Genomic DNA, 21,105 nt, shown 5'->3' on the forward strand with positions numbered 1-21,105 from the left:
CCGCCAGGGGCTTTCGCACCGTCAAGAATTTCGTCGCCATCGCCTATCTCCGCATGTCCAAGCTAAAGCATTTGCCACAGAACCCGTTACGCCCAGCTGCACCGCTTATGAAAGCGGGTACCCGCTACCGATCCGAAAGTCAATTTCCATACAAAACGGCATAGAGCCAGTGGGACGGCGATCCCAACGAACGCTTCAACGACGCCGATTCGCTGCGCTGGATGCGGCGTTTCGACGCGGACAGCGACTGGCCAAGCGCAGACCTGCGCCAGCCCCACAACGGCGGCGCCACGGATGTTGCTCCGCCGCAGCTCGAAGCACGGGAATTGCGCGCGCACGCAGGCGAGGCGTGTCCGAAAGCGGGCCAGTGGCAAGCTTTGGATATTCCGCCACTCACACGGAAATTCGCGCACGGCGAGTTGATGAGCGATCTGCGCTCCGCTTATGGTTTAACCGTGTGGCGATTTTTGAACGAATGAGCACACAGCGGCGTGAGCCAGAGGCGCGGATGAACGGCGCCGCCTTACAAGCGCAGTTCGGGATGCGTGCGCAACACCGGATTCGCATCGGCTTTAAATAATGCCGACAGCATTTCCGCCGGCACCGCTTTGCTGAAGTAGAAGCCCTGCCCCGCAAGGCAATTGTGGGCGAGCAGGAACTCCGCCTGTTGCGACGTTTCCACGCCTTCGGCCATGACGTTCAGGTGCAGGCTGGCGGCCATCGCAATAATGGCCGACACCAGCGCGGTATCGTTCGGATCGGTGCCGATGTCGCGCACGAACGATTGGTCGATCTTCAGCGCATGCACCGGAAAGCGCTGCAAATAGCCGAGGCTGGAATAGCCGGTGCCGAAGTCGTCGATCGACAGTCTGACGCCCATTTTGCTCAGCCGGGTCAGCGTGGCAAGATTGAAATCGCTGCGCTGCATCAGCGTGCTTTCGGTGATTTCCAGTTCGAGGGCGCTGGCCGGAACCCCCGTTTCGGCCAGTATGTGCGCGACCAGGGCGCAAAAGTCGCTTTGTTCCAGTTGCCGGGGCGATAGGTTGACCGCTATTTTCAACTCCGGGCGGCCGCCGTCGTGCCAGACGCGCAGCTGCTTGCAGGCTTCGCGCAAGACCCACTCGCCAAGCGGCACGATCAGGCCCGACTCCTCGGCGTTGGCAATGAAGGCGCCGCAGGAAATCGGCGCACCGCCCGGCGGCTGCCAGCGCAGCAACGCCTCGGTTGAAAAGGTCGTGCCGCTTCGCATGTCGACCTGCGGCTGGTAATGCAGGACGAATTCCTGCCGCGCCAGGGCTTGGCGCAAGCGGTTTCCGACGACCATGCGCTGCTGCGCCGCGTGGTTCAGCGCGGGGGTGAAAAACTGGAAATTGCCGCGCCCCGTTTCCTTGGCGTGGTACATGGCCGTGTCGGCCGCGCGCATCAGGCTTTCGACCTCGGTGCCGTCGTCCGGATACAGGCTGATGCCGACGCTGCCGCTGACATGCAGTTCATGCCCCTCTACAATAAAAGGCTTGAGCAGGATATCGAGTACCTTTTGCGCCACCTGCGCGGCGTCGCCGCTGTCGTTGACCATCGGCAGGCTGAGGACGAATTCGTCGCCGCCCAACCGGGCCACGCTGTCGCCTTCGCGCAGGCACTTTTGCAGGCGCACGGAGGTCATCTGCAAGACGATGTCGCCGATGTGGTGGCCAAGCGAGTCGTTGATGTTCTTGAAATAATCGAGGTCGATGAACAGGATCGCCACGCGGCCCTGGTTGCGGTGGGCCTGGGCAATAGCCTGCGTCATGCGGTCCTGCAACAGCGCGCGGTTGGGCAGCCCGGTCAAGGCGTCGTGGTCCGCCATGTGGCGGATTTGCTCTTCCGCCTGCTTGCGCGCGCTGAGGTCGAGCACGAAGCTGACGCCGCTCTCGCGCGAGCCTTCGAACATGGCGCGGCCGATCAGCACATGGACGCGCTGGCCGTCCTTGCGGATGTATTCCTTTTCGTACGGCGCGCAGGTGCCGGTGCGCATCGCCTCTTCGATCGCCCGAACGTCGAGGGCGTGGTATTCCGGCGGGGTCATGTCCGACCCGCGCAGTTCCCCCGATGCCAGGTCCTCCCTGGAGTAGCCGGACAGTTCCAGGAAGGCGTCGTTGGCGTACGAGATGTCGCCGGCGGTGTTCCAAAACGTCACGCCGATCATGTTCGACTCCACCAGGCGGCGGATTTGCGCGTCTTTTTCGCGCAGCGCCTGCTCGGCAAGCTTGCGCTCGCCAGTTTCGCGGGCGATCAGCGAGGCGCCGGTGAGCCGGCCGCTGGCGTCGCAAATGGGCGAGAACGAGATCGAAACGTCGATGCGCCGGCCGTCCTTGCGCATACGCACCGTCTCGTGGTGCAAGACCCGCTCGCGCCGGCGCAGCCGCGCCAGGATGCCGGGCGTTTCATCGGGCAGCTCCGGCGGCGCCAGGATGGAAATCGGCCGCCCCAGCGCCTCGTTGGCGCTGTAGCCGTACATGCGCTCGGCGCCGGCGTTCCAACTGACGATGGTGCCGTCGAGCGTCTTGCCGATGATGGCGTCGTCCGACGAGGTGACGATGGCGGCCAGTTGCGTTGCCTGCTGTTCGGCGCGTTTGCGCCGGCTGTTTTCCTGTCGCAGGTCGGCATACAGTTGGGCGTTTTCCAGGGAAATGGCGGCTTGCGAGGTCAACAACTTGAGCGCCGCCACCCGTTCGGAGGAAAAGGCGTGGGTCAACAGATTATTCTCGAGGTAGAGCAGGCCGACCAGTCCGCCCTGGCGCAGGATCGGCAGGCACAACACCGACTTCGGCTGGTGCCGGGCAAAGTAGGGGTCGCTGGAAAACATGTTGGGCTGTGCCACATCGGGCAACAATACCTCCTCGCGGCTGTGCTGCACGTAGTTGAGGATTGCCGCCGGCAGGGACGCCTCGGCCGGCGCCACCCTGTCGTGGATGCGCACCTGCACCGCGTCCTGGTCAACGCTGGCCTCGGCGGCCAGTTCCAGCCCTTCGTTGTTGGACAGCAGCAGCGAACCGGCTTGCGCGCCGGCGTTTTCCAGCACGATGTGCAGCAGCGTATCGGCCAATTCGTTGAGCGTGATCCGGCTGGAGATCGCCTGCGACGCCTTGGTGATCGACAAGACGTCCAACGGCACCGCCACCGCGCCCGCCGACAGCGCCGGGCGACTGGTGTGGAGTTGCTCGGCCTTGCCTTGCGCGCCCCAGCGCCGGTAGTGCGTGCAGGCCTCGCTCAGATAGGTGTCGGCGATCAACTCGAAGCCGCGCCCGCGATAGAACTTCGACGCCAGCTCGTACGCGATAGCCTCGTTCTGGACCAAGCCGTTGTCGCGGGCGGCGCCGATGGCCTGCTGGTACAGCCGCTCGGCGTCGCCGGCCCGCCCTTCGATGCGGGCGATTTCCGCCCCCACCAGCGCATGGCTGCTCAGGTAGTTCTGCGGGCAATGCGCGGCCCACAGCGCGTGCCGCTCCAATTCCGTTGCCAGCATGCCGGCAAAGCGCGCTTGCTCCTCGCCGGGTTCGGACGGACACAGCGCGGCCAAAGCCAGCGCGAAATAGAAATGATGCGCGCCGTCCAGCACCATGATGGTGCCGGTCTGGTTGACGTTCAGCGCGGCCTGCCGCGCGTGCGCCAAGGCGCCGGCATAGTCGCCGTACATGAAGGCGCACATCTGTTTAACGATGTAGGCAATATACAGGCCGGCGCTGAAGTTCGCCTTCTCCAGCGCGGCCAAGCACGGCACTTCGTCGAAGTCGTCGCCGTCCAGGCTACCGGGCGCACGCGTCCGGCCCTTCAGGCTCAACACCAGTTGTTGTTCGAAGCGAATGGCGTGGTAGACCGTTTCGTTGTGGTTGTCGCGGGCGAATTCGCCATTCCTGCGCGCCGTCGCCAATACCTCGTCGAGGGCGGCGCCTTGTTGCAGCATCGGCCAGAAGTGGCACACGGCGATGTAGTTGGCGAACACCAGGTCGCCCACTTCCAGGCTGGCGCCGAAGGCTCGCTCGAGCATCGGCACCGAGCCGGCGATGGCCTCCTTCCACGGCATAAACGTGATGGCGTGCACAAACAACACCCGTCCCTTGAAGCGCGGCGCGGCGCGCCTACCGTTCAGTTGCAAGGCCAGCTCGGAGAAGACGAAGGCCGACTCGACGTCGCCGAAGCGCGACAGCAGGATGGTGCCGTACACGCTGTACGCAAAGCAAGAACCGGCGGTGTGCCCGTGCCGCAGCGACAGCTTGACGGTCCACGCGGTGATCAGGGCGAAGTACTCCGGCCGCGACGAATACGCCGGGGCGATCGCCTCCACCAGCAGCGCTATGACGCTGGCCATGCCGCTGTCGCTCGACTCGGGCGCATCGATGAGATCGGCCATTTTTTTGTCGCGCAGGCAAGCGGCGATGTCGCGCACCTCGGCGGCGATGGCCGCTTCGATCGCCGCCATGTCGGTTGGAAAGTGCAGGCCGAAGCGGCCGACGCCCTCGACCATGGCGCCCAGCGCGTCGTCGTAGCGCCCGGCCGTCTGGTAGAGCTGAATGCGCAGCAAGTACACGTCCGCGCAATCGCCAGGCGAGCGGGCGTTCGTCAAGATCAGGTTGGCCAGTTGATCGGCCCGCTGGAAATTCCCGGCAAAATGTTCGCACTCGGACAAGGCCAGCGCGATGGCGTAGGCCTGCTGGTACTGCGTCTGCCAGGCGGTGGGCGGCAACAGCGCCATGGCGCGGTCGAGGAAGGTGCAGGCCGACGCATGGGCCCTGCTCGCCAGGGCCTTCTTCCCGGCCATGAAGTTGAGCTGGCACAGCAAGGCCTTGTCGCCGGGGTCGGCGACGGCGTCGCCGCCGCGGTTGAACTGGTCGACGATGGCAAACACCGCTTCCTCGACCTGCGCGGGGGTTTTACCGCCGATCAGCGCGCGGCCGATCTGCAGATGCAGCGCCGCGCGCGCGGAAAGCGGAATCGACAGGTAGGCCGCCTCTTGCACCCGGTCGTGGAGAAAATACACGGCGTTGTCCGTGCGCGTGACGAGGCCGGCGGCCTGCGCCGCCGACAGCGCCGCTTGCGTGGCCGGTTCCGCCCGGCCGCACACGTTCGCCAGCGCCGCCGTGCTGGCGCCCGAGCCGAGGCAGGCCAGCCGTTGCAGCACCGACTTGGCCGGGTCCGGCAAGCGCGCCATTTTCGCCACCATCAGCACCGCGACGTTGTCGGTGTAGCCCTTGGCGCTGATCTTGCCGAGGTCCCAGCGCCAGGTCCGCGACTGCGGGTCGAAGGCGAGCATGCGTTCTTCCTCCAGTTCGCCAATAAACTGGGTCATGAAAAACGGATTGCCGCGGGTCTTCTCGTAGACCAGCTGCGCCAGCTGGGCCGCTTCGCCGTGCCCGCAGCGCAGCGTTTCGTCAATCAGGGCGCGCACCGCGTCCTCGGCCAAGGGCGCCAGCACCACCCGCGTCACTGCGCCGGCGCCGACGCCGGCGCCGTCGAGCATGCGCGACAGCGGGTGCCCGGGGCCGACCTCGTTGTCCCGGTAGGCGCCCGCCACCAACAGGCTGCACGGCGAGGGTGAACTCAGCAATTGCGCCACCAGGCGCAAGCTGGCGGCGTCGGCCCACTGCAAATCGTCGAGAAACAAGGTCAGCGGGTGGGCCGCCTGCGCGAAGGCGCGGATGAAGCCCTCGAACACCATCAAAAACCGGTTCTCCGCCTCCGCCGGCGGCACCTCCGGCACCGGCGCCTGCGCGCCGATGATCAGTTCGGCCTGGGGCAGCACGTCGACGATCAGTTTGCCGTTGGCGCCGACCGCCGCCCGCACCTTGCGGCGCCAGGCGGCGACGCCCTCCTCGCTTTCGGTGAGGATTTGCCGCACCAGTTCGCGCAGCGCGTCCGTCACCGTGGCGTAGGGAATTTCGCGCTGGTACTGGTCGAATTTGCCGGAAATGAAAAATCCGCGCCGCGCCAGCACCGGCTGGCGCAGCTCCCCCGCCAGGGCCGACTTGCCAATGCCGGCGTAGCCGGTAATGAGCAGCAGGGCCGCCCTTCCCGAGGCCAGCATGGCGTCGAAGCTGCCTACCACTTGGGCCAGCTCGCTATCGCGGCCCACCAGTCTTTGTGGAATCTGAATGCGTTCCGGCCGGTCGTGCGCACCCAGGGGAAACGGCGGCATCGCCGCCCCCGCCTCCCACTGCGCCAGGCAGGTGTCGAGGTCGTGCAACAGGCCGTGCGCGCTTTGGTAGCGGTCCTCCGGCATTTTCGCCAGCAGCTTCATGACGATGTCCGACAACGGCGCCGGAATACCCGGCGCCAATTCGGCGGGCGGACGCGGCACGCGGGCGATGTGGCAGTGCGCCCATTCCATCGGGTCGTTGCCGCGGCACGGCAATTGCCCCGTCAACATGCGGTACAGCGTCACGCCCAGCGAATAGAAATCGCTGCGGTAATCGACGCCGCGGTTCATGCGCCCGGTTTGCTCCGGCGACACATAGGCCCAGTCCGCCACCGGCGCGGCGCCGGCCGCCGCCGACGGCGCCACGTCGCCGGTCGCCAGGCTCAGGTCGACCAGCAGCAACTGCCGCTGCGGACCGAGTAAAAAATTCGCCGGGCGGATGTCGCGATGGATCAGCTGTGCCGCATGCAGGCCGGCGACGATGCGCGCCAGTTGGCACGCCAGGCGCAGACAGGTGGCCACGTCAAAGGACTGGCACTGCAAGGCGGCCTCGAAGGACTCGCCGGCGGCATGGTCGAGCACCATCAGCGGCGGGCGCGCCTGGTCGAACAGCGCCAGCGCCTTGACGATGCCGTGCACGTCGAGCGAGCGCAGCGCCGCGTATTCCCTGCGCAGACTGGAAAGCTGCTCGGGCAGCGACGCACCCGGCGCCAGCAGTTTCACGATGGCGGCGCCGCCGTGTTGCGCGGAACGGGCAAAATACAGCGATGAACCATTCCTGCGAGCAATTAACCCGAGGATCCGGTAAGCGCATCCGCTGCCGCAGTTGACCACGTCGGGGTGGACTTGCGTGTCAATCGCCGTCGCGGTCCCTAAAACACCATTGCTCGTCATTGTGCGTCCAGTTCCAGCGCCTGCTGATCGGAATAAAATTGGACCCGGCGCCGGCGCGCGAGTTCCGCGCATCGCACCGCGCAGGGTTCGCTAGCGAACCGATGCGTGGCGCCGGCCTGACTACAATCGGCTACGCCGCAAGACAAGTGGCCGCCCCCGTATTTTTTTTGGATGATAAGATTAAGATGACAAAACACGCCGCCGTGATCGCCCTGACCGCCAGCGCCGCCACCCTGCTTGCCGGGTTTATCGCGCTAAACCTGGCGCCCGGCGAAAAGCGCATCGACACCCAGTTGACCCGCCAATACAATGTCGCGGACCCGCAGTTCCGGCGCTCGATGGGCGTGCTGCTCGGTCCGCCTATCCTGGAAGGCAACGCCGTCGAGGTGCTGCTGAACGGCGACGCCATCTTCGCCTCCATGCTCGCCGCCATCCGCGGCGCGCAACACAGCATTACCTTTGAAACCTATATCTACTGGTCGGAGTCGATCGGCAAGCAGTTCAGCGAGGCGCTGATGGAGCGCGCGCGCGCCGGCGTCAAGGTGCATGTCATGCTCGACTTCGTCGGCAGCGCCAAGATGGACCTGGCCGCGCTCGACGCGATGAAGCAGGCCGGCGTGCAGCTGGAACGCTACCACAAGCCGGTGTGGTGGAAGCTGGCGCGCCTGAACAACCGCACCCACCGCAAATTGCTGGTCGTCGACGGCAAGGTCGGCTTCACCGGCGGCGTCGGCATCGCCGACCAATGGCGCGGCAACGCCCAGGACGACAAGCACTGGCGCGACAGCCATTTCCGCGTCGAAGGCCCGGTGGTCGGCCAGATCCAGGCGGTGTTTATCGACAACTGGACCAAGAGCACCGGCCGCGTGCTCGACGGCGTCGACTATTTCCCGCCGTTGAGCGCGGCCGGCCGGCACCCGGCGCAGATGTTCAGCAGCTCGCCCACCGGCGGCAGCGAAAGCATGCACCTGATGTACCTGATGGCGATCACCTCCGCCGAACGCAGCATCCACCTGTCGAGTTCGTATTTCGTGCCCGACGAGCTAACCGTGAAGGCGCTGGCGGCCGCGGCCCGGCGCGGCGTCAAGGTGCACATCATCACGCCCGGCGGCAACATTGACTCCGAGGTGGTGCGCAGCGCCTCGCATGCGCGCTGGGGCGACCTGCTGGCGGCCGGCGTGCGCATCGCCGAATTCCAGCCGACCATGTTCCACGTCAAGGCGCTGGTGGTCGACTCGCTGCTGGTGTCGGTCGGCTCGACCAATTTCGACAACCGTTCGTTCAGCCTGAACGACGAAGCCAACCTGAACGTGTTTGACCGCGCTTTCGCCGAGCGCCAGATCGCCATTTTCGAAGCCGACCTGCTGCGCTCGAAAAACGTCACGCTGCAGGATTGGCAAAACCGGCCCTTGTTGCAAAAAGGGTTGGACCAGCTGGCCTCGCTGGTCGGCGCGCAATTGTGAGCAGATTGCGTCGCTCGGCTTAGCCCATTGGGCGTCACCCCGGGGTCAAACGGGGGCCACCATGTCGCCGAGGGTCCGCCCCCGCTTCCGCGTCCCGGCTTGGCTTGTAGGGTTGGCGGCGCTTGAGACGCTAGTTGTTAACAGAATCTGTGGATAAGTTTGTTAACAAGCTTCTCCCTGGCGCCTTAAGTCCTTGCTTTGAAACAAAAAAACACGATTGCGCGTTTTCCGGGCAGCGTGGACAAACCGGCGTGGCTGCACGTCATACGTGGAGCAGCTGGCGCAAGCGCGCCGCCGCGCCGGCGTCATGCGGCTCCAGAGCAACGAAGTAGCGCAACTGCCACTGCTGGGTCTTGATCGCGTCCTTGGCCAGCGGTTTGCTCCAGGGCGGGTAGACGCGAATGGCGCGCTTGCCGCCGTGGGCATCGCGCGACATCACGCCGTGCTTGAGCAGGGCTTGCTGGTCGAACACAAACTGGCCGCGGTGGCCGGCGCCGGCCACGCTGACCACCACGAAGTCGACGCCGTCGCCGCTGTCGAGCGGGGCAATCTCGTCGCCCGGCGCAGGCCGTTTCCAGACGGTGACGAATTGGCCGATCTTGGTCGGCGTCGTCTTGGCCACGCGAAATACCACGGCGCGCCCCTGCAAAGCCAGGCGGCAGGCGCCGTATTCACCGCTCTCCGGCTCGCGTTGCGGCGCGCGCGTCGTCGCCACGCCGGCCTGCTGGTAAAGGCCGCCAAGGGCCTGCACCAAGTCGCGCGGCACGGCGCCGATGGCGGGGTCGTGCATGCTTGCTTCGCTGGCGGCAGCCATGTCGGTCTCTTTAGAAAAAAAAGAAATAGTAACACAAGTGCAACTTCTGATTAAGTTGTCTGTCGTCGTATGATAAACGGCGAGGAATTAGCGACACGTGCCGGCACATCCCCACCTCCCCCACCCTCCCAGCCGGGATGAAGTACTGCGTCGCCACCGCGTCGTTGCGCACGCCCAAGCCCATCGACAGGTATACCTGGTGCGCCGGCCTCGATGGCTGCCCTGTCCGGCCCCACGCCCAGGCCCGGCTTACCTCGTGTGCGGAGTAGCCGTTCTCGGCGGCGCACGGATCTTCGGCGTAGGCCGGCACCTGGTGTTGATCGCGGCACCGGGCAATTGCCTCTTTCGGCGACCAGGGGCGCACGCAATGTCGTCCGATGCTTTTCATTTTATGAAATGTTCTTCATGGCGAGCAAGCCCGCCCTTCCAACCAAAGAACATTCACTTACACAATCCTCAGACCAATCGGGCCATACCGGCGTATGCTGGGGTAAATTTCCGATACAACAGCGCAGCGTCCAAGGAGTTGCCATGTCGATCCCACCAGTGAATCTCCACAACTTGCCGTCCAGTCTGACTCAGTTCAAAGGCCAGACCCTGGCGTCCCTGTTCGACCGGAACGCCCCCGCCCTGTCGTCCGGCAACCCGGCCGGCGCGTTCGCCGATACGCGCTTTCTCAATCGCACTGGAAACGCCTTGCTCGATGCAGGCCCGCCACTGTCAAGCAGCGCTTCGTTCGGTGGCGTGCTGGATCAATTTAGCGCCTCCATGCGTGCGGCAGAGTTACCCACCTCGACGAAGCCAACCGGATTGGATTCCTCGCGGCCGTTCAGCCAGCCGGGACAGAACGTGGTAACGGTGCTGAATCGGGTCGAGGTGTCGTTCAAGGCGCAATTTTCCGAGTTGGGCGAGATGCGAAAAAGCCTAGCCCGGCAGCAGGACGCCGCGCATAAATTGACCGTGCTCGACGCAGAAAGTTCAAGTGCCGATATCAAGGTCGCGCTCGATAATTTTGTGGCGAGCTATAACGCCGGCGTCAAACGCTTTGCGCCGGACATCGCCGCCGGCGGCGTGCTGGAAGGTAGTTGGGAGGCGGCCCGCGCGCGCTTTGCCACCGAGCGCGATATCAATAATTTCCTGAACGGCGCCGAAGCCGGCCTCAAAGGCGGCTTGGCCGCGCTGGGCATCAGTACCGATCCGAACACGGGACTAGCCTCGATTGACGATGCAAAGTTGGACAACGCACTGGCGCACGACAAGGGCGTCGTTGCCGCTGCCGTGAACGACTTCGCCACCAACTTCGTCGCCACCGTTGCGGACCTCAACGCCACGGACCACGCGCAGGTGCGGCAAATGGCCAACCTGGACCGCGCGGTTCACTGGATCGACGCCAACAAGGCTGCCGTGCAAAAGGAGTTCGGCCCTGGCGCCGCGGCGACACCCGACGACGCTTTCGCAAAAGCCGCCGCGCGGTATGAACAAATGGCGCGCCTGATCGGCAATTCATGACGCAGCCGCGTTGATCCGGCAGCAGGGTTACTCACAAAATCTGTGGATAAGTTTGTTAACAAGCGCCCCCCCTTGCACTAAGTGCTTGTTTTCAAATAACAATCGCCTGCTGTAGAAGATTTAAGCAGTGGGCCGCCGTCAACTCAAGCGCGGCGCCATTGCCGTAAAGTGAAGAATTTTCGTAGGTCCGGTTAGCCCAAGGGGCGTAACCCGACGCGCGCCGCTGCGGACCATGTCGGATTACGCGTCGCTAATCCGACCTACGGAAGCCTATTCGGGCCGATGCCGCCCGACAGCAGGGCTATCGGCGCCTCAGCCGTTTTCCGTGTGCCGGCACGCGGGGAATGCCGAGCAGCCGAAAAAGGGGCCGCTCGCGCTGCTGCGCGCACGCATGCCCTTGCCGCATTTCGGGCAAGCCTTGGCGCCCTCCCCGGCCTCCACCCCAGCCGCCTTCGCCTTCGCCGGCCGGGCCGCCGGCTTGCGCCGCCCCTTGACCGGCTTGCCGGCCGGCGCCGCGCGCTGCTGCGGCGCCACCGGAATATCGCTCGGCATGTCGCGGGTCGCCTCGCCCGACTTGACCGCGTCCACCAGCTTGCTGACAAACTGCAACTGCCGCGCCATGAAGTCTTGCGCGCTCATTTTTCCCTCGGATACGCGCGCCAACAATTCCTCGAAATAGGCGGTCAGGTCCGGCTTGCGCAGCTGCACCGGCGCGCATTTGTAGAGCGCGCGCCCGCGCAGGGTCGAGATATACACGCTGCCCTTGCCTTCCGCGCGCTCTTCGATATACCAACGCGAGATCAGGTCGTCGACGATGTTGGCGCGCGTGGCCGGCGTGCCGATGCCGATCTCGCGGATGACTTTCTTGACCCGCTCGTCCGTCACCAGCTTGTAGGCCTTTTCCATCGCGTCGATAATCAGCGCGCCGTTGAAGCGCGGCGGCGGCTTGGTCTTGCCTTCGTTGACCTTGGCCGCGGCTATGCGCGCCGGCTCGCCCTTTTGCATGGCCGGCAGTAGCACCACGTCCTGGCCGTCCTCCTTGTTGTTGCCACGGGCCGGGTACAGCGCTTGCCAGCCCTTTTGCTTTTCCACCGCGCCGGCGGCTTTGAGCAGGTGTCCGGCGCACGCCACCCGCACGCTGGTCGCGTCGTACAGGTAGACCGGATAAAACTGCGCCAGGAAGCGCCGCACGATCAATTTGTAGACTGCCAGTTCCATCTTCGACAGGGCGCCCAGCTTGTAACCCTTGCGCTCGGTCGGCCGGATGCCGTGGTGGTCGCCGATTTTCTTGCTGTTCCAGGCGTGGCTGCGGATGCTGTAGTCGGGCGCGCCGGGAAAGTCCCAGTCGGCGCCGAAATTGCTCCTGCACGCCTCGATGATCGAGCGCCCGAGCCGGTGCTCGTCTTCCGGCAGGTGCGAGAAATCGGTGCGCGGGTAGCTGGTCAGCTTGTGCGTTTCGTACAGCGACTGGGCGATTTTCAAGGTGTCGCTCGGCGACAGGCCGAAGGCGCGGTTGACCTCCTTTTGCAGGTCGCCGAGCGAGTACGGCAAAGGCTGCAACTTCTTCTTGTCGCGCACGGTCTCGCAACTGGCGATGACGCCCGTTTGGCCGGTGACGGCGTCGACCACGGCCTGCGCCGCGGCCTGCTCGACAACGCGGCCGGCCTCGTCGACGAAGGGCGCGTCCTCGGGCGGCAGCCACTGGGCGGTGAAGCTGCCGCCCTTCACCGCGACCTCGGCGCTCACGCTGAAAATATCCTTGGGCTCGAAATTCTCGATCAACTCGTCGCGCTCGACAATCATGCTCAGCACATTGGTTTGCACGCGGCCGAAATGCAGCACGCCCGAGCCGCCCTTGGCGCGCAGCGCCTCCGTGTAGGCGCGGGTCAGGTTCATGCCGATCGACCAATCCGCTTCCGAGCGGCACATGGCCGAGCTGTACAGGTTGCGGTACTCGGCGTTGTCCTTGGCCGCCGCCAGCGCGCGTTGGATCGCCGGCAAGTTCATCTCTTGCAGCCACAGCCGTCTGACCGGGCCGCGGTAATCGAAATAATCGAGCAACTCGTCGACGATCATCTGGCCCTCGCGCGCGGCGTCGCCGCAATGGGTGACGCGCTTGGCTTTCTTGATCAGCTTGCCGACGATGGCCAGTTGCGCCGCCGTCTTCGGATGCGCGCGCATTTTCCACTCGCCGTCGGCAATAACGATAGGCAAGTCGGCCAGGCGCCAGCGGCCGTACTTGGCGTCGTACGCCTGCGGCTCCTCCAGCCCGATCAGGTGGCCGATCGCGTACGACACCACCTTGCCGGCGACTTCAAAATAGCCGTCGCGCCGGACCACGTCGGCGCCCAGCGCGCGGGCGATGTCGAGCGCCATCGACGGTTTTTCCGCAATCAATAAATCCATTTTCCCGCTCCGCCAAATACTGTTTATACATACAGTATATTCAAAACCGGGAAATGTCCAGCTTGTTCGACTACAAGCTCCGTCCATGGCGTTGATCAAGCAGTGGGTGGGTCGCTTTGTTCATTGGCATAACCATGAGTACCGCCACCTCCTGAGGAGCTAGCGCCTCGGCCACCGCCCTACGTAACAACATTCATGCCACGAGACTGCAATTACCCCTCGACGGAGCAGTCCGGGAAGTAGCTCGCCTCCAACTTGGCTGGGGAGGTCCCGTTGCCCGCCCCGGCCCCCTGGTGGTTCTAGTCCCAGGGCCGTTTGCGCCACCCCTTATTGTTTGTGCACACCAGGGACGATGAACATGAATTGATTTCGCCCTCCCCTGAGTTTTCCTCGTTTGTCGCGGCGCCGTCCATACGCCAACATGTCCCCCACCAAACATAAACCTGTGGAGATAAGCATGGTAGACAATCGCATGTGAACGCTACACCTTCAGCCCCAACACCCCCATCAGCCGGTTCAGGTCGCCCTCCTCCCGAACGATTTCGGCGATCAGTTCGGGCAAAGGCATGCCGCCCCAACGTAGCGCCCGGCGAATCAGAAACGGTACCGGGCTGTGCGGTTCAACCGCCATCAAATACTGCGCCAGCGCGTCCAGCGTCGCGTAAGCTTCGCCGCGGTTGCGCCAGCCCGTGCTGCTAATATCGGCGGTGTTTTGCGCCGGGGTGGGCGCCGCGGCAGTGTCGATAGACACTGTTTCAACAAATGGCTCATCATCCATGTCGATCACTTCCGGTTCGGGCTGCAGCTGCAGCAGAACGCGCTCGGCAGCTTCCAGCGTGGCCTGCAGGCGGGATAGATTCGGCGCCGCCATCCCAAGTTGCTCATTGAGGAAGGCGTTCATCGCGTGCAGCGCCTGCAGACACTGCGACACCGTACTGTGCGTCGCGCGCAGCTGCGCGCCGGACTGCGCCGCAAAGACCAGGATATCGGCGCGCGTCGGCGGCGCGTCCGCGCCGCCCGGATTGACGTGCTGACCGGCGATATCCTGCGCCGTCATCCGCTCCCAGTCGGCCAGCGTCAGGTACGGCGGCTTGCACTGCTCCAGTGGCAGTAGCACCGCGTGCACGTGCACTCCCAGGCTGAGCGATTCGTTGAGCCACTCCAGCGGCGCCAAGCGCAGATCGCAGTCGCCGCCTTCCTCGATCATTGGATGCAGCGGCGTCCAGTAACGCCGCAGCAGCGCGTCGAGCATGCACAGTCCCTGGCGCAGGCCCGCGAAACCGCGCTGGCGCATCCACGCTTCCAGCAGCCATACGGCAATCTGCAGGTGTTTCGAGCGCGTGCCCAGCATCTCCACGCAGCGCGCTTCAATCCGCGTCCAGTCGGCCAGCTTGAGCGGACGCTCCCATTGCCGCATCGGCAAACTGGGATCATCCTCTTCGCGCAGCAGGCGGATTTCGGTGAACACGGGATCGAAGCGCACCGGCGGTCCGCACGGCGCGTCGGGCGCCAGCGGCGCCAGGAGCTCCGCAATAAGCCGCCGGTCCGCTTCGCTGACGGGACAATCTGACATGGCGTTCATTTTGCGGCCGTTTCAAGGTGGTACGGTGGCGGCGCATCGTTGCCGGTCGACGCCGCTTCCTGCCAGCCCGGGACCTGCGACAGGAATACCGTGGGCCATGCCAACGGCGCGCGCTTGCCCGGCGCGCTCACGTTCAGGCGCAGGAAGACACGCGCCCGCGCGGCCGCCGGCGCCACGTTCGCGCCCGCGGCGGCGCGCGTCACCGGAAATTCAAAGCGCAGCAGCGGCGCGCGCTGCTCGCCGTCGGCCGCGTCGCCATCCCGGTAGGCGCCGATAAAGCTAAACAGCGCCCATGGGTCGTCGAAGCGGTAGCTGACGGTGCGCTCGGAGACCGCCATGTTGGGCTGGCCCGGCTCGGCCTTGGGCACGCCGCTGCCGTCGCGCGCCAAGCGCAGTGACAACAGCACCGGCATGCCCGGCTCCCAGCGCAGCGCGCGCGCCGGGTCGGCCAGCCGCAGCGTGGCCGCGCCGATGCTCAGACTCCAATCGATGATCTGGTTGGCCTCGGCCTCGGCCGGGCCGGCGGCGCGAAACTGCACCGCCACGTCCAGCCCGCCCGCCTGCCCCGGCTCGACTGGATACAGCGGCGCCAGCACTTCGCGCATGCGGCGCAGCTGTTCCCCAGCGGCGCGTACCGCGGCGCTGGCGCCCGGCACGCCCGGCTCGCGTTCCGCCAGCGCACTGGCCGCGCGGGCGCGGTCGAACTGGTTCATCGCCGCGCCCACCGCGTCGCGGTCGGCCGGCGCCGCGTCGCCCCTCGGGCGCGCAAGGAACGGCGCGCGCCGCGCCAGGTCGCGGTTGTACACCTCGGCAAAGCGCTCCCATTCGTTCCTGTAACGGCTGGCCGCCAGTTCGCGGCAGCGTGCCAGCAAGCCGTTCTGCAAACTTTGCAAGCGCTCGGCAAACACGTCGGCGCCGCGGCGCTGGCCGGCGCGCGAACCGAGCTTGCTGGTGCAGTTGCCAAGGTCGATTTCGGCGCTGCCGCCGACGATGAACTGCTCCACCGCCATCAGCGAACTGGCCGGACTCTTGAGCCGGTAGCGGCGCATGTCGGCCACGATGGCTTGCCAGCGGCTCACCAGCGGCTGCCCGGCCGAGACATGCGTCAGCTGCGCCAGCACGGCCTCGGCCTGGCCGGCCGCGGTGTCGACGAACTCCTGCTGCTGGGCCACGTAGGCGCCCAGCGCGGCCGCGTCGCCGCCGCCAAAGGCGTCCAGCAGCGCGCCCTTCTCGCCCTTCCACGACTGGAACGCGCGCTCGCGCGGCACGAACACGTCGGCCGCGTTGAAGACGTCGTCGAGGCGCTGCAGGCGCGACATGGCGTCGCGCACCAGCACCGCGTCCAGCTCGGCGGTGACGTCGGCCGCCCCGATTTCCAGCAGCCAGGCGCGCACGCGCAGCACGCTGGCGCGCTCGGCGTCGCTGGCGCCGCTCGGCAGTTCGACCGGCGCCACGGTCAGCGCCTGCGTCAACAGACTGTGCGCGGCGCCGGCCAGCGCCTGGTCGGCCAGCGCGGCGGCCGGTTGCTGAAGCCTGGCAGGCAGCTTGGTGTAGGTCCCGGCCTGAAAGCCCTTGCGCGCTTCGGCCAGTTGGCCGGCCTGCTCCAGCAGCGCCTTGTTCCAGCTGACGGTGGCGCCGGGCGCCAACGCCGGTAGCCGCGCCGGCACGCCGGCTTTCATCCACGGCTGCGACACCAGCGCCGCCACCGACTCCAGCATCGCCTTGCGCTGCGGCGAAAACGCCCAGGCGGCGCCGGACCACAGCAGATTGTCGCCGCTGCCGTCGACCGGGCTCGCCGCGGACAGCGCGGCATCCCTGGCCACCACAAAGCGGCCAAAGCCATCGGCGGCCAGGCGCCGCGTGTCCTGCGCGGCGGGTTTTCCCAGCAGCGAATTGGCGTTGATACGCGCCATCATTGCCTCGTGCGCGGCGCCGAGGTTCACACTGCCCTGTACCATCCAGCCGCCCTTCCCGCCGGCGAACTGGTTTTGCTCAAGGTCGAGCGTATCGCGCAGCGTCTGCCACACCCGCAGCCGCTCGGCCAGACCGGCGCCGGGCTGGCCGCCGTCGAACAAACTGGCCATGCTGGCGGCCACCGTCCGTTCGGAACGCAGCAGGCCGTTGTCGTCGAACAGGCGCCGGTACATGGCCGTGCTGGCCAGTTGCAGCGCGCAGCGCGCCGCCGCCTGCATCGGTTCCAGCGCCAGCGACGGTTCGCGCTGCGCCACGGCGCGAAACACGGCGGCGGTGCGCCCCGGGGCGCCGTTCAACTCTACACCCAGCAGCACCCGCACCACCAGCGCCAGATCGGCGCCCGAGGCCGGTCCGGCGTCAATCCGCTTCAACCGCAGCATGGCGCCGATCACGCGGTCCAGTTCATCGAGCCGCGCCAGATACCCCAGCGTGGCGGCAAACTGCGGCAAGTCTTCCACGTTCAGCGCGTTCGCGGCCGGCATGGCCGCCTGATCGCTCCAGCCGGCCGGCGTCGTGCACTGGGCGCCGGCGATCAGCGCGCCGCTGTCCGGCTCGATCGGCACCCCGGTCAATTGGCTCAGCCGGCTGAGCGCGGCGCGCCGCAACGGGTCGAAGGCGTTGTCGGCGAAGCCCTGTTCAAGCCGGCCAACCACGCGCCGGTGCAGATCGTCGAACAGCGGCCAGGAACCGGGCATGAAGACCGAGCTGAAATGGGCGGCGCCCAGCTGCTCGATGCTGAGCAGCGCCTCGGTGGCGCGCTGCTGGCTGCGCTGCGGGTTGTGGATTCCGGCCCGCTCGTTTTGCAGGCTGACGCGGGTGTCGTTGTTCAGCACGTTCAGGTCGCCAACCAGGTCGGCGCCCAATTGATGCAGGCGCACGGTGGCGACCACCAGGCCGACACCCCACAGCAGCGGCAGCGCCAGCGCCACCCAGGCGGCGACGCGGCTCGCGGCGGGGCGGCGCATGCGCTGCGAGGATGACTGCACCAGGCCCACTTCGGCGAAGATTTTGCGCTCGAAGATGTCGCGCAAGAATACCGGCATGGCGTCGGCCGTGCCGGGCGCCGCGGGCCGGCCGGGCTCCGCCGCAGCCAGGGTGGCCGCGGCCGGCTGGCCGATGGACGGCGCCGGCATCGCGGCGACCAGCGCCGCCGCGTCGCTGCAATCGCCGGTCAGGTACATGCCGCGCAACAGGAAGGGTTCATGGTAGGCGCTGGGGCGCATCAATTCTTCGCAGAACAGCTTGAGGCCGGCGCGCAGGCGCTCCAGTTCGGCCGGCAGCATAAAGTAGGCGCTGCTGTCGGCGCCGGCCGGCTCCAGCGCGCACAGTTCGGCGCAGTGGTCGCCCGCCGCGCGCACGATCTCGTCCATGGCGCTGTCGGCCCACTGGTCGCGAAACGGCGCCACCAGCTCGTACGGCGACGACCAGCCCAGCATCGAGCGGCGCAGCGGCTCGGGCAAGGCGGCGCCAAAGGTGGCAAAGCCCGGCAGCGCGTCGCATTCGGACACCACCAGATAGATCGGAAAGCGCAGCGCCAGACGGTTTTGCGCCAGCCACAGGCGCCGGTGAACCGCCTTGGCGCGCGCCACCAGGTCGAGCTGGCCCTGCGGATCGGTTTGCAGCAGGGCCGCGCACGGCAGCGCCAGCACGATGCTGTCGAACGGGCGCTGCGGCCGGTAGCCGCGGCACAGGCCGAGAAAATCGTCCCACACGCCATTGCTCGACGCGCTGTCGGGGTCGGGCGAACCGAGGTGGCCGGCCTGTAGCTGGACGATCACGCCGTTGTCGAAGAAATGCCAGTCGATGCCTTGCGCGGCCGCGCTCAGGGTGCTGTCGGCGCTGAGCGCGCTGGACAGGCCGGACTGCGCCAGCGGCAACGGGCGTTGCGCGCTGTCGTTGAGCAGCAGCGTCCACGACAACTTGTAACGTTCGGAGCGCGCGGCCAGGTTCGATTCGATCAGTTTCACCGCGCTGCGGAAGGACTGGCGCAGCGATTCCGCGCCCAGCGTGCGCAGCTGGCCGTCGGCATTGGCGGCGCCCGCCTGGCCGCTACCGCGCAAGGCCGCGCTGACGATCAGGCCAAGCAGGGCGATCACCAGCAGCGTGACCAGCGACAGCGTGGCAATGGCCAGGTTATCGGACAAATAGGTCAACATGGCGTCACCCCGCTTGGTGCGATGAGCGCGCTCGCCAGGGACGCGCCGACGGCCTGGCGCACCGGCCATGACTGCCAAAGCCAGGCGATCTCGGACAGACCCAGCAACAGCAGCATCGCCAGCGCCAACGCCACGCCGCGGCGGCTCAACTTGGGCAGGCGCCGGCCGCCGCCCTGCGACAGCGTGCTCGCGTACGCTTGCTCGGCCACGACGGCTTCGCGTCCGCCCAGGTCGGCGGCGCGCTGGTAAATGAACTGGAACAGCTCGCGCCGGTAGTCGGCAATCCGCGCCAAGCCGGCGCCGTCGCGATAGCGCCCCTGGAAACCGAGCGACAGCAGGTACAGGTACAGGCGGGCCACACCGCGCCGCGCCGGTTCACGCTCGCGCAGCAGCTGATCGATGTCGGCAAAAACCTGCTGGCCGGCGTGGGCCGAATTGAACAGGTTCGCCTCCAGCAGCACATGGCGCCAATGGCCGCGGCCGGCCCAGTCGGTGTGGAGCAGCACTTCATCGGCCAGCGCCGCCTTCAGGAAGCGCCCCTGCAACTCCGCCTCGAAGCCGGCCTTGCCGCCGCGCCGCCCGGCCTCCAGCGTTTGCAGCTCGATGAGTTGCGCCAGTTGGCGGCTCAGCGCCTCGGCGCCGGCGCGCGCATCGGTTTCGCCTAGCGCGACGGCGGCGGCGGCGGCTTGCGTGAGCACGGCCGCGAAGTGGCGGAACTGGAGCGACGGCAGGTCGTCGCCGCCGGCCGCCGCCGCGCCGCCGGCCGCACCCGGATTGTCATGGATAGTCATGCTGAGCCTTTGATGAACAGGACAAGTTCCTGCGGCCGGTGGGCCGCCAGGTGTTCGTTGATATTGCTGATCTGCAGCGCCTGCTCGGCGACGATGAACTGCTCCGACATGTCGATGCCAAACAGGGTGTAACCGGCGCTGGCGCGCAGGCCAAGTTCCGGCGCGTTGTCGATCCGGGTGCGCACGGCCCCCAGCATGCGGCGTTCGCACAGCGACGGCCAGATGGTGCGCGAGCCGATCACGGCGCCACCCATCCACTGGTCCAGCTCGCGCTCGCCCTGGCCGCGCACGCCCACCACCAGGCGCTGGCCGAGCCACTCGGCGCGCATCGGCAGCCCGAACGCCTGGCCGTCGAAGTCGAAAGTGCAGCTCTTCCAGTCCTGGCTGACCTCGTCGACCAGGTCCTGCAAGGCCAGCAGCACGCTGTCGAACGCGGCGTAGCTGTCGGCGTGGCGGTACGGCGGCGGCGCCATCGGCACCGCGCCGGGACGCAGCGCCGCCAGCGCGCCAAGCTGGGCGCACAGTGCCAGGTACAGCGGCTGCGGCTGTAGCACCGGCCCGCGCAGCACCGCCTCGAGCAGCGGCAGGTGCAGCACCAGGCCGGTTAGCCGGGCCTGCTGCTCGAGCAGCGCCAAACGGTCCTCCAGCCGCGACGACGGCGCCACGTTCTGGCGCGCCAGGAACACCGCCTTGCTGCGCATGTGCGCGGCCAGCTCGCCCGCGCGCCGGCACAGGCTGGAGTCGGCCGGCACTTCAAGCTGGGCCGGCCAGAACGCGCCGCGGCGCACGATTTCGTTCTCCTTGCGCAGATTCGCCAGGTGCAGGGCGACGTAGGCGGCGCCGGGCGCCTTGCCGGCGATGAGCTGCAAATTGGCGCTCATGCGCGGCACCTCGCAGGCCAGCGCCTGCGACACCTCGTCGTCGACGGCGCCGCCTTCCAGCCCGCGGAACATGGCCGGCTGGCCCGGCAGATGCAGCGAACGCGCCGCGCCGACCGCCAGGTAGACCGGCAGATCGCCCTGCTCCATGCGCTGGGCGTACGGCGCCAGGTCGAGTTCCAGTTCCTGGCCCTGCGCCTGCGCGGCGTCGAAACGCACCGCCATGCCGTTGGGCAGGATCGCCTCGATCGCCAGCACCCGCAGCGTGCCGGTGGTCAGGCGCGCCTCGTCCAGCACCAGCCGGCGCACCCCCCAGGCGGCCGGCTGCGCCGCCAGCGATTGCCACGCGACGAGCGCGTCGACGCGGGCGCTCTCCTGCTGGAACTGCTGTGGGCTGAGCAGCATGCCCTCGTGCCACTGGATACGGTCAAACAGTTGTGCTTCGGCCATGACGATGTTTCCTCGG

9 protein-coding genes and 1 pseudogene are annotated in these 21,105 nt (G+C 66.7%); 3 read left to right on the forward strand and 7 right to left on the reverse strand.

Features of this window, described 5'->3' with window-relative positions; all coding sequences use genetic code 11:
* The first annotated feature begins 221 nt into the window (after positions 1-221).
* The gene (locus tag ACFDR9_RS15920) at positions 222-479 is read left to right on the forward strand and encodes a hypothetical protein (protein ID WP_409031628.1); all 258 of its coding nucleotides are present in this window, start codon (positions 222-224) and stop codon (positions 477-479) included.
* A gap of 44 nt (positions 480-523) precedes the next feature.
* Here ACFDR9_RS15920 and ACFDR9_RS15925 read toward each other — a convergent pair whose 3' ends face one another.
* On the reverse strand, positions 524-7,138 hold the full coding sequence (locus tag ACFDR9_RS15925) for an EAL domain-containing protein (protein WP_409031629.1): 6,615 nt from the start codon (positions 7,136-7,138) through the stop codon (positions 524-526).
* 113 nt (positions 7,139-7,251) lie between these two features.
* On the opposite strand from ACFDR9_RS15925, the gene cls reads away from it, so the two are divergent.
* Positions 7,252-8,529: a cardiolipin synthase gene (gene cls / locus ACFDR9_RS15930; RefSeq protein WP_017876397.1), complete on the forward strand. Its 1,278-nt coding sequence runs from the start codon at positions 7,252-7,254 to the stop codon at positions 8,527-8,529.
* Positions 8,530-8,791: 262 nt separating this feature from the next.
* Here the strand turns inward: cls and ACFDR9_RS15935 are convergent, their stop codons facing one another.
* The gene (locus ACFDR9_RS15935) at positions 8,792-9,343 is read right to left on the reverse strand and encodes a MepB family protein (RefSeq protein WP_409031630.1); all 552 of its coding nucleotides are present in this window, start codon (positions 9,341-9,343) and stop codon (positions 8,792-8,794) included.
* Between the two features lie 531 nt (positions 9,344-9,874).
* Here ACFDR9_RS15935 and ACFDR9_RS15940 point away from each other — a divergent pair.
* Complete coding sequence (locus ACFDR9_RS15940; RefSeq protein ID WP_409031631.1) at positions 9,875-10,852, forward strand: hypothetical protein; 978 nt, start codon at positions 9,875-9,877, stop codon at positions 10,850-10,852.
* Between the two features lie 312 nt (positions 10,853-11,164).
* Here ACFDR9_RS15940 and ACFDR9_RS15945 read toward each other — a convergent pair whose 3' ends face one another.
* The 5 genes and pseudogenes from ACFDR9_RS15945 to tssK form a co-directional block, all read right to left on the reverse strand.
* Entirely contained in the window at positions 11,165-13,258 is a 2,094-nt protein-coding gene (locus tag ACFDR9_RS15945; RefSeq protein ID WP_409031632.1) for a DNA topoisomerase 3, read from the reverse strand.
* A 481-nt stretch (positions 13,259-13,739) separates the two neighbouring features.
* Positions 13,740-14,840, reverse strand: a complete 1,101-nt coding sequence (gene tssA, locus ACFDR9_RS15950) for a type VI secretion system protein TssA (RefSeq protein ID WP_409031633.1) — start codon at positions 14,838-14,840, stop codon at positions 13,740-13,742.
* A 2,909-nt stretch (positions 14,841-17,749) separates the two neighbouring features.
* Positions 17,750-19,039: pseudogene (locus ACFDR9_RS15955) on the reverse strand (type VI secretion system protein); the annotation flags it as partial.
* On the reverse strand, positions 18,964-19,761 hold the full coding sequence (locus ACFDR9_RS15960) for a DotU family type IV/VI secretion system protein (RefSeq protein ID WP_409031634.1): 798 nt from the start codon (positions 19,759-19,761) through the stop codon (positions 18,964-18,966). The pseudogene ACFDR9_RS15955 and the gene ACFDR9_RS15960, both read right to left, overlap by 76 nt.
* Positions 19,758-21,089, reverse strand: coding sequence for a type VI secretion system baseplate subunit TssK (tssK, locus tag ACFDR9_RS15965; protein ID WP_409031635.1), 1,332 nt, complete (start codon positions 21,087-21,089; stop codon positions 19,758-19,760). The genes ACFDR9_RS15960 and tssK overlap by 4 nt, the downstream gene beginning before the upstream one ends.
* Positions 21,090-21,105 lie beyond the last annotated feature (16 nt).

This window comes from Janthinobacterium sp. CG_23.3 (genome assembly GCF_046115965.1).
Taxonomy (GTDB): domain Bacteria; phylum Pseudomonadota; class Gammaproteobacteria; order Burkholderiales; family Burkholderiaceae_D; genus Janthinobacterium.

Excerpts from the sequence above, each read along its gene's own strand:
- tssA (WP_409031633.1), bottom strand. The coding sequence starts at position 14,840 with ATGAACGCCATGTCAGATTGTCCCGTCAGCGAAGCGGACCGGCGGCTT.
- ACFDR9_RS15935 (WP_409031630.1), bottom strand. The coding sequence starts at position 9,343 with ATGGCTGCCGCCAGCGAAGCAAGCATGCACGACCCCGCCATCGGCGCC.
- ACFDR9_RS15960 (WP_409031634.1), bottom strand. The coding sequence starts at position 19,761 with ATGACTATCCATGACAATCCGGGTGCGGCCGGCGGCGCGGCGGCGGCC.
- tssK (WP_409031635.1), bottom strand. The coding sequence starts at position 21,089 with ATGGCCGAAGCACAACTGTTTGACCGTATCCAGTGGCACGAGGGCATG.
- ACFDR9_RS15945 (WP_409031632.1), bottom strand. The coding sequence starts at position 13,258 with ATGGATTTATTGATTGCGGAAAAACCGTCGATGGCGCTCGACATCGCC.
- ACFDR9_RS15925 (WP_409031629.1), bottom strand. The coding sequence starts at position 7,138 with ATGCGCGGAACTCGCGCGCCGGCGCCGGGTCCAATTTTATTCCGATCA.
- ACFDR9_RS15940 (WP_409031631.1), top strand. The coding sequence starts at position 9,875 with ATGTCGATCCCACCAGTGAATCTCCACAACTTGCCGTCCAGTCTGACT.
- ACFDR9_RS15920 (WP_409031628.1), top strand. The coding sequence starts at position 222 with ATGCGGCGTTTCGACGCGGACAGCGACTGGCCAAGCGCAGACCTGCGC.
- cls (WP_017876397.1), top strand. The coding sequence starts at position 7,252 with ATGACAAAACACGCCGCCGTGATCGCCCTGACCGCCAGCGCCGCCACC.